At 73.7% G+C, this 14,656-nt stretch carries 9 protein-coding genes and 2 pseudogenes; 9 read left to right on the top strand and 2 right to left on the bottom strand.

Translation table 11 applies throughout. The features are described 5' to 3' along the window. Positions 1 to 22: 22 nt before the first annotated feature. The 5 genes from OHB00_RS37875 to OHB00_RS37855 all read left to right on the top strand — a co-directional run bounded on the left by OHB00_RS37875 (position 23) and on the right by OHB00_RS37855 (position 7,524). On the top strand, positions 23 to 2,371 hold the full coding sequence (locus OHB00_RS37875; protein WP_406441713.1) for a tetratricopeptide repeat protein: 2,349 nt from the start codon (positions 23 to 25) through the stop codon (positions 2,369 to 2,371). Positions 2,372 to 2,569: 198 nt separating this feature from the next. After that, positions 2,570 to 3,961, top strand: coding sequence for a hypothetical protein (locus OHB00_RS37870; protein WP_406441712.1), 1,392 nt, complete (start codon positions 2,570 to 2,572; stop codon positions 3,959 to 3,961). Further along, positions 3,958 to 4,977: a hypothetical protein gene (locus OHB00_RS37865; protein ID WP_406441710.1), complete on the top strand. Its 1,020-nt coding sequence runs from the start codon at positions 3,958 to 3,960 to the stop codon at positions 4,975 to 4,977. The genes OHB00_RS37870 and OHB00_RS37865 overlap by 4 nt, the downstream gene beginning before the upstream one ends. Beyond that, complete coding sequence (locus tag OHB00_RS37860) at positions 4,974 to 6,245, top strand: carbohydrate ABC transporter substrate-binding protein (RefSeq protein WP_406441709.1); 1,272 nt, start codon at positions 4,974 to 4,976, stop codon at positions 6,243 to 6,245. Before OHB00_RS37865 ends, OHB00_RS37860 begins: the two co-directional genes overlap by 4 nt. A 274-nt stretch (positions 6,246 to 6,519) precedes the next feature. Next, entirely contained in the window at positions 6,520 to 7,524 is a 1,005-nt protein-coding gene (locus tag OHB00_RS37855; RefSeq protein ID WP_406441708.1) for a substrate-binding domain-containing protein, read from the top strand. 7 nt (positions 7,525 to 7,531) lie between these two features. On the opposite strand, the gene OHB00_RS37850 is transcribed toward OHB00_RS37855, so the two are convergent. Further along, positions 7,532 to 8,548 carry a LacI family DNA-binding transcriptional regulator gene (locus OHB00_RS37850; RefSeq protein WP_406441706.1) on the bottom strand — a complete coding sequence of 339 codons (1,017 nt, stop codon included), beginning with the start codon at positions 8,546 to 8,548 and terminating at the stop codon, positions 7,532 to 7,534. Positions 8,549 to 8,762: 214 nt separating this feature from the next. On the opposite strand from OHB00_RS37850, the gene OHB00_RS37845 reads away from it, so the two are divergent. The 4 genes and pseudogenes from OHB00_RS37845 (at position 8,763) to OHB00_RS37830 (ending at position 11,960) form a co-directional block, all read left to right on the top strand. Further along, positions 8,763 to 9,713 (top strand): TIM barrel protein, encoded by a 951-nt coding sequence (locus OHB00_RS37845; protein ID WP_406441705.1) that lies wholly within the window; start codon positions 8,763 to 8,765, stop codon positions 9,711 to 9,713. An 11-nt stretch (positions 9,714 to 9,724) separates the two neighbouring features. Continuing rightward, positions 9,725 to 10,042: pseudogene (locus OHB00_RS37840) on the top strand (MFS transporter); the annotation flags it as partial. Between the two features lie 38 nt (positions 10,043 to 10,080). Continuing rightward, the gene (locus tag OHB00_RS37835; protein ID WP_406441703.1) at positions 10,081 to 11,097 is read left to right on the top strand and encodes a Gfo/Idh/MocA family oxidoreductase; all 1,017 of its coding nucleotides are present in this window, start codon (positions 10,081 to 10,083) and stop codon (positions 11,095 to 11,097) included. Continuing rightward, positions 11,094 to 11,960, top strand: a complete 867-nt coding sequence (locus tag OHB00_RS37830) for a sugar phosphate isomerase/epimerase family protein (protein WP_406441701.1) — start codon at positions 11,094 to 11,096, stop codon at positions 11,958 to 11,960. The genes OHB00_RS37835 and OHB00_RS37830 overlap by 4 nt, the downstream gene beginning before the upstream one ends. Before the next feature lie 1,044 nt (positions 11,961 to 13,004). Here OHB00_RS37830 and OHB00_RS37825 read toward each other — a convergent pair. Beyond that, a pseudogene (locus OHB00_RS37825) lies at positions 13,005 to 14,615 on the bottom strand (BTAD domain-containing putative transcriptional regulator); the annotation flags it as partial. Positions 14,616 to 14,656: the final 41 nt, after the last annotated feature.

The following is a 14,656-nucleotide window of genomic DNA, read 5'->3' as shown; positions in this document are numbered from 1 at the left end:
CGGGAAGGCGGTCGGCGGAAGGATGACCAGCTGCCCGCACCGGAGCTTCGACGGATCCCGCTGCACCGGCACCGTCCTGCCCACCGGCTGGTGCGACCTGTGCGGCCGCGCCGAAGGGCACCCCGGGCTGCCCGCCCTGCCCGACGACCCGCGGGACCTCGGACCTCGCGACCTCCTCGCGCTCCCCGAGCGCACCGCCCGCCCCGTCGAGGCCCGGCTCGTCCGCCCCGAGGCCCCGCTGCGCATCCGCATGGGCTGCTCGGCCGCCGGCTGCGGCATCACCTTCGCCCCGCCGTACACGCACGGCCCGGTGCCCATCAAGGGGTACTGCCCGGCCTGCGGCGCGCGCTACTCGTACGAGCCCGAACTCACCGCGGGCGAGCTGCTGCGCGACCAGTACGAGATCATGGGGCCCATCGCACACGGCGGCCAGGGCTGGGTCTACCTGGCCGCGGACACCCATCTCGGTGACGTCGTCGCCGTCAAGGGGCTGCTCAACCGGTACGAGCACGACGGCGCCCGGCTGGCCGACCTCGAACGCCGCAACCTGGTCGCCATCCGCCACCCGCGCATCGTCCAGATCCGCGACTTCGTCGCCCGGCGCGACGACGACGGCGTCACCACCGGCGGCCACATCGTCATGGACGACGTCGGCGACGGCACCCTCGCCAAGGTCGTGGAGGAGACCCGGCGGGGCGAGTCGGTGCTCGACATCGAGCATGTCGCGGCGTACGGCTGCCAGATCCTCGAAGCCCTGGCGCATCTGCACGCCGGCGGCGAACGGGTCTTCGTCTACGGGGACATGAAACCCTCGAACGTCGTACACCACGAGAACGGCGTCAAGGTCATCGACCTCGGCGGCATGCGCGAGGACGGGCAGAGCACGCCGCCCGCCCATGTCACCCCCGAGTACATGGCCCCCGAGACCGCCTTCACGGGCCTGCCCACCGTCGCCCACGACCTGCACACCGTAGGCGTCACCCTGCGGGAACTCGCCGGCTGGGCCGTCGACCGGGTGCCCGGCCTCGGTACCGAGTCCTTCCGCCGGGTCGTCGAGCGCGCCGTCCGGGACGACCCCGGCCGGCGGTTCACCGACGCCCGCGAGATGGCCGGTCAACTGCGCGGGGCGCTGCGGGAGATCCGTGCCCTGCGCGGCAAGAGCGATCCGCCCGAGCCGTCCGACTACTTCCGGCCCTCCCCGCAGCTGCTCGGCGCCCGGCTCGGCACGGTGCCGGGCATCGAGCACTGGCTGGAACGGCCCCGCCCCGACCGGTACCAGCCGCCCGTCGCGCCGGCCCTGGACCTCGGCACCCCCACCCCCGCCGAGATCGCCGGCTGTCTGCCGGTGCCGAGGCGGTATCCGGGCGACCCGCAGACCGCGCGGTTCGAGGTGAGCAGCGGCTACGACCCGGGTCAACTCCTGGACCAGGAGGACGAGAAGCCGCGTTCGGTGGAGATCTGCCTGCACAACGTGCGGGTCCTGCTGGCCCGGAACACCAGGGACGACCTGGAGCGGGCACAGACGGAGCTGGACACCGCCGACTCCATCCCGGGGCCGTCCGCGGTGCGCCGGTGGCGGCTGGAGTGGCATCGCGCCCTGCTCGCGCTGCGCAGCGCCGGCCTCGACGGCAACGCGCAGCAGGTCGCCGAGGCCAGGACCCACTTCATGCGGGTCCACCTGGAACTGCCCGGCGAGTACGCCCCCAAGCTGGCCCTCGCCTACTGCGGGGAACGGCTCGGCGCCGACGCGGGCGGGCTCAGCGCCAGGGAGCTGTACGAGGCGGTGTTCGCCCGCAACCCCGCGCACGGCGGCGCCGCCCTGGGCCTCGCCAGGCTCGCGCTGCGCGCGGGTGACCGCCGGGCGGCCCTCGACGTGCTGGGCCGGGTGGGGCCCGGCACCCTGGACCACACCGTCGCCCGGATCGCCTCCGTACGCATCCGCGCGGCCCGGCTGCCCGGGGACATCGATCCTCCCCCAGGCTTCGTCCCGGGGGACCCCCATGTCGCTTCGCTCGCCGCGCCCGCCGAGGTCGACGCGGCCCTCGCCGAACTGCCCGGTCTGGTGGGCCGCGGTCCGGGCGCCGGGGAGCCGAGCCTGTCCGAGGACGAGGCGCTGCGTCTCCGTACCGAGCTGCACGAATGGAAGCTCGACGCGCTGCACCGCCTCAACGACCGGACCGCTCCCACGGGCCGCGCACCCGGCCGGCCGGACGCCCGCCGGCTCAGACGCCTGACCGCGCCGGAGCGCGAGCTGCGCCGGCGGCTGGAGTCGCTCTACCGGCAACTCGCAGTCCGGCACCGGGAGTCGCCCGCCGCCCACGAACACCTCGTGGACCTCGTCCACGCGGTACGCCCCCAGACCCCGTTCTGACCGCACGGCACGACCGGCACCCCGGAACGGCACGACCGAAGCCCCACGCACGGCAGCACCGCCCGATCGGCACCCGGCACCACGGATTCCGACCGGCACCCGGCACCACCGGCCGACCGGCACCCGGTACGACCGGCCGAACCGCACTCGGCGATTCGGTGCGGACGGCGACGAAGGGAAGGAGCGGTGACGCAGGACATGAGCAGTCACACCCGGCCGCCGCAGCCGGGCATCGGGCTGCGGATCGACCTCGACGGCGATCCGCAGCCGCACCGCAGCGCGAAGATCGAAGCCCGTCTGCAGGTGGACGTGGCCGCCGGCGGCGCCCCCACCGACCTGCCCGCGGTCGAACTCGCCGTGATCATCGCGGTGGACGTCGCCGAGCGCAACCGGGCGGCCGTCCGGCACGCGCTGCCCGCCGCGCTGCGCGCCCTGCCCGACCGGATCTCCTTCGCGGTCCTCGGCGGCGGTCCCGAGCCGGTCCGGTGCTATCCGCGGGGCGACGACGAATGGGCCGTCGCCGACCGGTACCACCGGCGCCGGGCCGCCTTCGTCGCGGGCTCGCTGCCGCTGCACCGGGACGGCCCGCGTCCGGCCGGGTACGCGGACTGGGCGGCCGGGGCGCGTGCCCTGCTCGCCGGCCGCCCGCTGTCCGTACGGCATCTGGTGCTGATCACCGACGGCAGCAGTGCCGCCGGGGAACGCTCCTTGGAGGAGGAACTGGACCGCTGTGCGGGGCAGTTCACCTGCGACGTGTTCGCGGTCGGGGCCGACTGGTCCCCCGACCCGCTGCTGGTCCTCGCCGAGCGGCTGCACGGCACCGCGCAGTTCGTGGACGACGGCCTCGGCCAGGCGGTCACGGACGCCATCGCGCGGCTGCGCCGGGTGCACACGCCCCAGCTGCCGATCGAGGTGACCCTGCGGCCCTCCGTACGCCAGGTCTCGCTCAGCGAGAGGGCACCCCGGCCGCACCGCCTCGGCGGGCTGCCCGAGCCCGGCCGGCCGCACCGCTGGAGCTTCCCGACGTACCAGTGGGAGCAGGGCAGACGGGACTACCTGCTCACGCTGGTCGCCGACGCCGATGACGACCCGCTGGAGACCGAGCTGCAGTTCGCGATGGTCTCCGTCGGGGACGTCCACGCGCCCGTCGTCGCCCGCTGGCATCTGCCCGACCAGTCCGCGGCGCCCGCCCCGGCCGGCGGCCTCGGCAGCGTGCGCAGTCTGAATGAGGCGGCCCAGATGCGCGGGGCCCTGCGCGAGGGGCTCGCCGCGCTCCGGGACCATCGGCGGGACACCGCCGCGGAGTGGCTCGGGCAGGCCGCCCGGCTGGCGGCCCGGCTGGACATCGGGTGGGTGCTGGACGAGATCCGCACGGTCGCCGATGTCGAGGACGCGGCAGCGGGGCGGATCCGGCTGCGCGCCGTGGACGCCGGCACGCTCGACCCGATGATCCTGCGCGCCGGGTCCCGGCCCGGCGCGCCCCCGGCGGACACCCCCGGCGCCCGGCCCGGCCCGCGCTGCGGCGACTGCGGCACTCCGGCCGGCAGCGAGGCCCGGTACTGCATCGACTGCGGGAAGGAGCTGCTGTGACGACGACCGTGCGCGCGGACCGACGGCACCGGTACTCCCCCGCCGCCTTCTGGCGCGGGCGGCTGAGCCCCTGGCGGACCCGTCGGCTGCTGGAGGCGCACCTGCTGGTGGCGTTCGTGTGCGCGCTCCTGGCGGCGACCGCGCTGTCCCTGTCGTGCCGGCAGACCGAGCGGGGCGCTCAGGCGCTCGCGAGCCGGGAGGCGCCCGCCGTGCAGGGGCTCGCCGCCAGCCGGCTCGCTGCGCTGCGCTCCTACCAGGAGGCCCAGTACCTGGTGGACCGCAAACTCCTCGACGTCGTGGGCTCGGGCGATGCCTACCGGTCCCAGCTCTCCGCCGCCGACCAGGGTCTGTCCCGGATCGCCGACCGCACCGACCAGGACCTCGGCACGGTCAACGGCCTGCTCGACACCTACGGCAACTCGCTCAACCTCGGTACCTCCGTCTACCACGACCAGCCCCTCATGCAGGAGCAGAAGCTCGACGAGGCGCACTCACTGCTCACCCGCAGGACGGTCGGTCTCGTGCCCCGGCTCGAAGCGCTGGAGACGGCCCAGCTGCGGCACGCCAAGGCCACGGCCGCCGTGGGTCGTTGGCAGCTGGCCGGCTGGTGGATCGGCGAACTCGCCCTGGCCGCCCTGGCCTCGACGTTGCTGTCGGCGCTGTTCGTGCTGCGCGACCGCTGCGGCCGGGACTGGAACCCGTATCTGCTCGCGGCCCTGGTCCTGACCGTGCTGCTCGCGGTGGTCCCGCTGCTGGCGGCGTCCGCCACCCAGCACGGCGTGGACGCGGCGCTCGGCGATCTGCGGTGGATCACAGGTGTGTCCGGGCGCGGCGGGGCGGCCGGTGCGCAGCAGGGCGTCGCGGACGCCTCGGAGCGGGTCCGGCAGGAACTGGCCGCCGGTGCCTGGACCGGCCGGGTGTACGAGGGCACGTTCGTCGGCGGCCTGCTGGTCGTCGTGCTGCCGGCGCTGGCGCTGGCGCTCCGGCTGGACGGCGACTACTGGAGGCGGCGGTGACCCGGCGGCTCAGAGTCCTCGTCCTCCTCCTGGTCATGGTGCTGATCGCGGCCGGCGGCCTGGTGGTGGCGTGGGCGGGGCACGACGACGAGGAGCCGGTGACCATCCTCGGCACCTGGACCGGAGCGCAGGCGGCACAGTTCGAGTCCCTGCTGCGCGGCTTCGGCATCCCGTTCCGCTACCAGGGCACCGCGGCCCAGCGCCAGGTGCTGCTCTCCAAGGTGCTGTCGGGCGAACCCCCGGACATCGTGATCATGCCGGGCATCGGCGAACTCGCCGAGTACGCCGGCCAGAACCGGCTCAAGCCGCTGAACGGCCTCTACGACCCGCGGGAGTACGGCGCCCCCTGGAAGCCGACGGGCGCGTCGTCCGAGGACGTCTACTGGGTTCCGGTCAAGGCGGATCTGAAGAGCATCGTCTGGTACCGGCGGGGCGAGAGACTCTCGAACTCGCCTGCGCCGATGCGGAGTTGGTGCATCGGCATGGGGGACGACGGGGCTTCCGGCTGGCCCGGCACCGACTGGATCGAGGATCTCGTGCTGCAGCGGTCGGGCCCGGACGCCTACCAGGACTGGGTGCTGGGCGAGCACGGTGTGACCTGGGGCAGTGCTCCGGTGCGCACGGCCTGGGAGGCCTGGGCCGCCCTGCTGCGCCAGGACCGGGGGGCCGCCCGGCACGCCCTGCTCACCGACCACCGCGGTGCCCCCGGCGGTCGTGGGCTGCTCTTCGACCAGTGGGGCGGGTGCGGTCTGGAACACCAGGGCTCCTTCGCCCGCTCCTTCTACAGCGCGGCCGACGCCCGGCGCGCCCGCCTGACGGACTCCGCACCGCTGCTGCCCGAGACCGGCGGCACGGTCCGGGGCCACGAGGTGAGCGGCGACTTCGCGGCGCTGTTCAGCGACCGGTCCGCGGCCCGTGACCTGATCCGGCGGCTGGCCTCGCGGGAGGGCCAGCAGAAGTGGGCCGAGCTGGCGGACGTCTTCTCCGCGAACCGCGAGGTCGAACCGCAGGGCGGCACGGTGGAACGCGAGATCGCGGAACGGCTCCGCACGGGCCCCCGCTGCCTGGACGCCTCGGACGTGATGGCGCCCGCCGTACGGGACGCCTTCTACGAGGCCGCCCTGCTGACCATCGCGCGTGTCGCCGCCGGCCAGGACCCCGGCATCCGGGGTCTGCTCCAGGATGTCCAGCGAGTACAGGACGCCCAGTCCGCACAGGGCGGCGACGACGCCAGAGCGGCTCCGAAGTCGGTGTGCAGCACGCGGTGAGCCTTTGTTGGAACGTCCTGACAAAGTGATTGACATCCCCTGAGGGCGCCTCCATAGTACGTGTCACTAGAGCGCGCTAATAAAGCGCTCTAGTGCACATCCGAGCCGTCGGCGGTCGTACCCCTGACCGTCGGCACGGAGCTCCGCCCCGCCCGTGCGCGGCACCCGGCCGGCCACCGGTGCCGTCCGCCCCCGGCGTCATCCCCTCCCCGTCATTCACCGCTCGCTCCGCTCCGCAGAGCCGACCCAGACCGCACAGCGAGGTGCAAGGGACATGCACAGAAACCACCGAGCCGCCGCCATGGCCGCCACCGTTCTCGCGGGCGTCCTGCTCGCCGCGGGCTGCTCCAGCAGCTCCGGCGGCAAGAAGTCCCAGGACAGCGGCGCCGCCGCGGCCGCCGGCAAGGCGTCCACGCCCCGCATGACGGTGGCCATGATCACTCACGCCGAGCCCGGCGACACCTTCTGGGACCTGATCCGCAAGGGTGCCGCCGCGGCCGCCGCCAAGGACAACATCAAGCTGGTCTACTCCAGCGACCCCAGCGCCCCCAACCAGGCCAACCTGGTGCAGAACGCCATCGACCAGAAGGTCGACGGCATCGCTCTGACCGCCGCCACGCCCGACGCCCTGAAGGCCGTCGTGGCCAAGGCCAAGGCCGCGGACATCCCGGTCGTCGGCTTCAACTCCGGTGTGGACGACTGGAAGAAGCTCGGCATGCTGGAGTACTTCGGCCAGGACGAGAACATCGCCGGCGAGGCCTTCGGGCAGCGCCTCAACCAACTCGGCGCCAAGCACGCCCTGTGCGTCGTGCAGTCCCAGGGCCAGGTCGCCCTCGAAGCCCGCTGCGCGGGTCTCGCCAAGGGCTTCAAGGGCAAGACGGAGAAGATCTACGTCAACGGCACCGACATGCCCTCCGTCAAGTCCACCATCACCGCCAAGCTCCAGCAGGACTCCTCGATCGACCAGGTCGTCACACTCGGCGCCCCCTTCGCCCTGACCGCCGTCCAGTCCGTCAAGGACGCCGGCAGCAAGGCCCGGGTCGCCACCTTCGACCTCAACAAGGACCTGGTGTCCGCGGTGCAGAACGGCTCCGTCGAGTTCGCGGTCGACCAGCAGCCGTACCTGCAGGGCTACCTCGCCGTCGACGCCCTGTGGCTCTACAAGAACAACGGCAACTACAGCGGTGGCGGCGCCGAGCCCGTCCTGACCGGCCCCGCGTTCGTCACCAAGGACAACGCCGACCGCATCGCCGAGTTCGCCGCCAACGGCACCCGGTGACGATCGATCAACCGGCGGACGAGTGGCCGTCCCCCGCGGGGGGCGGCCCGCTCGTGCCGCGCACCACCAGTTTCGGGTCCAGCACCGCTTCGCGCGGCTCCAGTTCGGGCTCCTCCAGCCGCTGCACGGCGAACCGCACCGCGTACTCGGCCATCAGCCCCGCGTCCTGGCGGACGGTGGTGAGGCCGATCGGCATGAGGTGGGAGAGATGGCTGTCGTCGAAGCCGACCACGGAGAGATCGCCCGGGACCTCGACGCCGCCGCGCGTCATCGCCATCAACACGCCCATCGCGCACCGGTCGTTGCCCGCCAGCACCGCCGTCGGCAGCGGCAGCCCGCGGTCGCGTTCGGCGAGCAGCAGCCGTCCGGTCTCGATGCCGGACCGCTCGGTGTGCTCACCGGATATGACCCGGATCTCCGGCTCCAGTCCGTGCCGGCGCATCGCGGCCCGGTAGGAGCGCCGCCGCTCGGCCGATCCGGGACCCCCGCCGCCGTCGATGTGCACGATCCTGCGGTGCCCGAGCTCGACCAGGTAGTCCATGGCCTGCCTGACCCCCTTGCTCTCCGCGCTGTGCACGAAGTCCACCCGGGCCCGCGGCACCCGGCGGCTGACCGACACGGTCACGGCGCGCCGGCCGAGTTCGTCCAGGTAGGCGGGGTCCGCGTCCGGGCCGAGCAGGATCAGCGCCTCGCAGCGGTGGCCGAGCAGCGCCTCGACCGCCTTCTCCTCGCTGCGGCCCTGGGCGGCGGCGGAGAGCAGCACGTCGTAGCCGAGCCGCTCGGCCTCCGGGTAGATGCCCTCGATGAGATCGGTGTGGAAGGTCTGGTGGACGGTGAACATCACGCCGAGGGTGCGGCTGCGGCCCCGGGCCAGCAGCCGGGCCGCGCTGTCGGGGCGGTAGCCGATCTCGTCGGCGACCCGCAGCACCCGTTCGCGCGTCTCCTGGCTCGCACCCGGCTGGTTGCGGAACACGATCGACACCAGCGCCCGGGAGACACCCGCCCTGTCGGCGACGTCGGCCATCGTCGGTCGCTGTCTGCGCGCCGCATCCACGTGTGCACCCACCCTTCGACGAACCCACCCTAGGGCCTGTCCCGGGAAGCTCCTGGAAATCCCGGGCAACAAGGTATTGACATGACATTCGGACAGGGGTCATCGTACTCGCACTAGAGCGCGCTAGTAGAGCGCGACAAAGGCCCGCCTCACGCGGCAGAGTCCCCTCCCCGAAGGACACTCCATGGCAACGGCGCCCTCCGCCCTCCGCACCACCGCCGGCAACCTGTGCCTGGGCTCGGCACCCGACTCCTGGGGCATCTGGTTCCCCGAGGACGAGCACCAGGTCCCGTACACCCGCTTCCTCGACGAGCTGAGGCACGCCGGCTACGAGTGGCTCGAACTCGGCCCCTACGGCTACCTTCCGACCGACCCGCGGCGGCTGAAGGAGGAACTCGACGCCCGCGGGCTCAACGTCTCCGGGGGCACCGCGTTCGGCGCGCTGCACCGCCCGGAGGCCTGGGACGAGATGCTCGCCCATGTCCGGCAGGTCGCCACGCTGACCCAGGCCGCCGGCGCCCACCACCTGGTCCTCATCCCGCCCATGTACCGGGACGAGCGGACCGGCGCGTTCACCGAGCCGCCCGAACTGACCGCCGAGCAGTGGGCGGGCTTCGGCAAGGCCGCCGACCGGCTCGGCAGGCTGCTCCTCGACGAGTACGACGTGCGCCTCGTCATCCACCCGCACGCCGACAGCCACATCCAGACCCAGCCCGAGATCGAGCGCCTGCTGAACGAGTCCGACGGCCGGTACACGAACCTGTGCCTGGACACCGGTCACGTGGCCTACGGGGGCGGTGACAACGTCGACCTGATCCGCCGCTTCGGCGAGCGCGTCGGCTACGTCCACATCAAGCAGATGGACCCGGAGATCCTGGCCCAGGTCGCGGCCGAGGACCTCGGCTTCGGCGAGGCCGTGAAGAGGGGCGTGTGCGTGTCGCCGCCGGCCGGTGTGCCCGACCCGGCCGACGTGGTGGCCGAGCTGGCCGGGCTCGAGGCGGAGCTGTTCGTGATCGTCGAGCAGGACCTCTACCCGTGCGCCCCCGAGGTGCCGCTGCCCATCGCCACCAGCACCCGTGAGTACCTGAACGGCCACGGCCTGTCCGGTACCCGGCGCCCGAACCCGAACCCGTAGGAGGCGGCCGCATGGACGTCAGGGACGACACTGTCCAGGCCACCGTCCCCGCCGCCGCCCCGCCCTCCGTGGCGGTCTCCCGGCGGCTGCGGCTCGTCACGGTCATCGCCGCCGGCGCACTGGGCGCCACCCTCGCCCCGGCCACCGCGGCCATGATCGTCGCCCGCTTCGTGCTCGGCCTCGCGGTCGGTGGCGCGTCGGTGACCGTGCCGGTGCACCTCGCGGAGATCTCGCCAGCCGACCGGCGCGGTGCGCTGGTCACCCGCAACGAACTGATGATCGTCACCGGGCAGTTGCCGGCCTTCACCGCGAACGCGGCCACCGCGCGCGCCCTGGCGCGCTTCTCCTGACCCCTGAAGGGACGACCATGACCGTACGTGTAGGAGTCATCGGCGCCGGCTGGATCGGCAACGAGCACATCCAGCGTCTCACCCACACCGTCACCGGCGCCCGCGTCACCGCGGTCACCGACATCGACCCGGCCCGCGCCGCCGAGGCCGCGGAGCCGGCCGGCGCCCGGGTGCTGCCCGACGGGGCGGCCGTGGTCGCGGCGGACGACGTCGACGCCGTACTCGTCACCTCCTGGGGGCCCAGCCACGCCGAACACGTGCTGAACGCCGTCGCCGCCGGGAAGCCGGTGTTCTGCGAGAAGCCCCTCGCCACCACCGCCGAGGACTGCCTGAAGATCGTCGAGGCCGAGCAGGCGCACGGCCGCCGCCTGGTCCAGGTCGGCTTCATGCGCCGCTACGACGCCGGCTACCGGCAGCTGAAGCAGGTCATCGAGTCGGGGAGGATCGGGGAGCCGCTGATCGTGCACTGCGCCCACCGCAACCCGGCCGTCCCGGAGTCGTACACCTCCGCGATGGCCGCGCTGGACACGGCGGTGCACGAGGTCGACGTACTGCGCTGGCTCCTCGACGACGAGATCGTCTCCACCCAGGTGATCACCCCGCGCGCCACGAGCAAGCGGTTCGAGCACCTGAAGGACCCGCAGATCATGCTCTTCGAGACCGCCAGGGGCGTCCGCGTCGACCTGGAGGTCTTCGTCAACTGCCAGTACGGCTACGACATCCAGTGCGAGGCGGTGGGCGAGGAGGGCCTGGTCCGGCTGCCCGACCCGGCCGCGGTCGGCGTCCGCACCACCGGACAGCACAGCACGGCCGTCCTCACGGACTGGGTGGGGCGCTTCAAGGAAGCCTTCGACACCGAGTTCCGGGAGTGGATCGCCGCTCTTGAGGCGGGCCAGGAGCCCACCGGCCCCTCCGCCTGGGACGGTTACGCCGCCACCGTCATCACCGCCGCGACCGTCGAGGCCCTGGAGTCGGGCACCGTCGTCGCCACCGGTCTCAAGCCCCGCCCGGCCTTCTACGGAGGTACCGCGTGAAGATCGCCCTCGATCCCTACATGTTCCGCGCCCTGCCGATCGACGACATGGTGCGCACGGTCGCCGAACTGGGCTACGAGTACATCGAGTTGTCGCCGCGTGACGACTTCATGCCGTTCTTCCTGCACCCGCGCGCGGACGACGGGCGGATCGCGGAGCTGAAGAACGCGCTGCGCACGTACGGCGTGCGGCTGTCGTCCGTGCTGCCGCTCTACAAGTGGTCGTCCCCGGACGAGACCGAACGGCAGGCGGCCGTCCGCTACTGGAAGCGGATGATCGAGATCACCTCCGACCTCGGATGCCCGCTGATGAACAGCGAGTTCAACGGCCGTCCGGAGCGGGCGGCCGAGAGCGAGGCCGCGTTCTGGCGGTCACTGGAGGAGTTGCTGCCGGTGTTCGAGCGCGAGGGCATCGCCCTGAACCTGGAGGCTCACCCGGACGACTTCTGCGAGGAGAACACCCCGGCGGTCGACCTGGTCCGCGCGGTCAACAGGCCGTGGGTGAACTACCTCTACTGCGCCCCGCACTCCTTCCACCTCTCCGGCGCCGACCCCACGGCCGACATCGCGGCGATGATGCGGTACGCCGGTGACAAGCTCCAGCACGTGCACATCGCGGACTCCTTCAACCACAAGGGCTCCAGCGGGCTGCGCTACATCCTCAACCCGCCCGGCACCGCCGCCCGCGTCCACCAGCACCTGGACATCGGCCAGGGCGAGGTCGACTGGGACGCCTTCTTCGGCGCCCTGCGCGAACTGGACTTCGACGGTGTCGCCACCGCCTGCGTCTTCGCCTGGGAGGAACGGGCGCGCGAGTCCTCGGCGTTCATGCTGGACCGCATCAGGAAGGAGCTCGCGGCCTAGGCGCTCCGCCGGCAGCGCTGGGATATGCCGTCAGTCGGCTGCGGCGCCGTCGTGGCTGGTCGCGCAGTTCCCCGCGCCCCTTACGGGGCGCTGCCGAACCGCAGCGGACTTCGCCAGGCCCGCTTGACCGAGAGCCTCCTCGATCGCCGTCAGCCAGTCGTCGACCGGTCCGGCCGTCAGCAACCCGCTTCCCGCACCGGCGAGTTGACCCGCGGCCGGGCGCAGCGCCGCCAGGCAGCGGCGCAGGGCCGGACGGTCGCCGAGTGCCAGGGCGACGGCCGCCACGACACACCACAGCGCCTCCTGCACGAGGTCGGCAGGAGGCTCGGGCAGCCCGCGAAGCCCGTCACGCGCCGCCGCTTCGTCGTCGGCGGCGAGGGCGAGCGCGGGCCTGATCCAGGGGAGATACGGCCCCCAGTCGGCGCCCGGGTCGACGGCGTCCCGGATGCCGTACGGCCGCTCCGCCAGGCGGCGGCAGAGCAGCGCGAAGGGCAGCAGCCCCTCACGCACCCCGGGCATACCGGGCCCGTCGAGGAGCCGCCCGACCGCACGGTAGGCGACCTCTGCAGCACCGTCAGGACCGAGGGCCGCTCCCCTCCCACAGGCCGCCCGACCACCGACGCCGGACACGGGCCCGCCCACATCACGAGCCGCAGCCGCCTCGACGCCCGGCACCAACCCGCCGGGCCGGCGCGTCGTGACAGCCTCGGCGTCCGGAACCAACCCGCCCACCCCACGAACCGCAGCCGCCTCGACACCCGGCACCAACCCGCCGGTCCCACAAGCCGCAGCCGCCTCGTCACCGGGCACCAACCCGCCGGTCCCACGAACCGTGACAGCCTCGGCGTCCGGAACCAACCCGCCCACCCCACAAGCCGCAGCCGCCTCGGCGTCCGGCACCAACCCGCCGGGCCGGCGCGTCGTGACAGCGTCAGCGTCGGGGAGCGGCGCTCGCCCGCTCCCTCCCACCGCTCCGCCCCGGCCCGAATCGGACCCGCTGCAGGCCGAATCCGGCCCACCGTCCCGCTCAGCCGCCCCGCCCCGGCCCGAGTCCAGCCCACCATCCCGCGTGGCCCGCCTGCCGGAAACCGGTGCGTGCCTCTCCCGGCTGCTGTCTGCTTCTTCCCCGACGTGCCCTGTATCGGCCGTCGCCGCCAGGCGTAGCGCCCGGTATCCCCTCGTGAACACCGCGACCAGCGGCAGTTCGTGGCGGTCGGCCAACCGGTCGGCTGCTTCGGCGTGTTCGTCGGCCGTCGTGAAGTCGGCGAGGGCGGCACGCGCCTGCACCCGGATCAGGTGGCCGAGTACCTGGTAGGTGACCAGGTCGTGCCGGGCGGCCAGGGCGACCAGTTCGGTGCCGATGGCGTCGCGGCGCGGGGCGAGGCCGGTCCGGGTGCAGGACTGCATGAAGGCGCCGTTGAGGGCGAAGGCGAGCAGCGCCGGGTCGTCCAGGCGGCGGGCGAGGCGTTCCGCCTCGGCGGCGGCTGCCACGGCGCGGTCGGAGCGGGTGCCGCGTGACTCCAGGGCGACGGTGGCGAGCAGCCGGCAGCGGGCCGCGTCCTGGGCCGGGGTGGCGGGGAGACGGGCCAGTGCCCGTTCGGCGGCCCCGACGATGCGGCGGGCGCCCACCTCGTCGTCGGACCGGGTCCAGATCGCGGGGACGTCGTAGGCGCCGATGACCCGGGCGGTGAGTTCCGGGTCGCCGAACTCCTCGGCCGCCGTGATCGCAGCGAGCCGGTGTTCGCGGGCGGCGGCCAGCCCGCCGGATCCGGTCACCGCGAGGGTGCGCAGCAGTCCGACGGTCGATTCGAGCCGGGCCCGGGCACCGGCGGCGACGGTACGGTCGTACGCCTCGGCCGCCCGGGACCAGACCTGGGCCGCCGTGGCCTCCGGGGTGGCGGGGGCGTCCAGGCCGGGGTCCTGGGCGAGCACGTCGGCCTCCAGCCGGCGCAGCGCCCTGCCGGGGTCGACGCCCAGCTCGCCGGCGAGGGTCGCGCGGGCCCGGCGCAGCACCGCGAGGGCGTCGCCCTGGCGGCCGGTCCGGTAGAGGGCGAGCGCGAGCAGCCGCCAGGCCTCCTCGCGCCACGGGTGCCCGATGAGATGGGCGTCCAGGTCGGGCACCGCCTCGGCCGCCCGGCCCGCCGCCAGCAGCGCCTCGGCCCGCTGCTCCACGGCCCGCAGCCGCAGCTCGGCGAGGCGGGCCCGCTCGCCCCCGCACCACTCCTCGTCCGCGAACTCGGCGTAGGCGGGCCCTCGCCACAGCTCCAGCGCCTCCCCCAGCTGCCACGCGGCCCGCCCGGGCTCGTCCTGCCCGGCGGCTGCCACGGCCCGCTCGAACCGCCAGGCGTCGACGGCTTCGGCGCGCAGGGCGTAGCCGGGGCCGTCGGTGACCAGCAGCCGGGCGGGGGTGCGGGGCGGCCGGTCGGGTTCGAGGGCCCGCCGCAGATCGCCCACGAAGGTGCGGACGGCACCGACGGCGGTGGGCGGCGGCTCCGCCCAGAGGTCGGCGACCAGCCGGGCGACGGGCACCACGCGTCTGCGGGCGACGATCAGCCGGGCCAGTACGGCGCGGTGCCGAGGGCCCTTCAGGGCGAGCGGGAGGCCGGCCCGCTCGGCCGTGACGGGTCCGAGCACCCCGAAGGCGACCTGGTCGATCCTCACCCGCCCACCGTACGTGCTGCTGATCGGCTGCTGAT

The organism is Streptomyces sp. NBC_00631, assembly GCF_045206895.1.
Classification (GTDB): domain Bacteria; phylum Actinomycetota; class Actinomycetes; order Streptomycetales; family Streptomycetaceae; genus Streptomyces.
The sequence above is the reverse complement of the archived record's forward strand: the minus strand, read 5'-3'. Positions and strand labels throughout refer to the sequence as shown.

Coding starts and splice junctions, on each gene's coding strand:
- OHB00_RS37875 (WP_406441713.1), top strand. CDS start 23: ATGACCAGCTGCCCGCACCGGAGCTTCGACGGATCCCGCTGCACCGGC.
- OHB00_RS37845 (WP_406441705.1), top strand. CDS start 8,763: ATGGCAACGGCGCCCTCCGCCCTCCGCACCACCGCCGGCAACCTGTGC.
- OHB00_RS37870 (WP_406441712.1), top strand. CDS start 2,570: ATGAGCAGTCACACCCGGCCGCCGCAGCCGGGCATCGGGCTGCGGATC.
- OHB00_RS37850 (WP_406441706.1), bottom strand. CDS start 8,548: ATGGCCGACGTCGCCGACAGGGCGGGTGTCTCCCGGGCGCTGGTGTCG.
- OHB00_RS37835 (WP_406441703.1), top strand. CDS start 10,081: ATGACCGTACGTGTAGGAGTCATCGGCGCCGGCTGGATCGGCAACGAG.
- OHB00_RS37855 (WP_406441708.1), top strand. CDS start 6,520: ATGCACAGAAACCACCGAGCCGCCGCCATGGCCGCCACCGTTCTCGCG.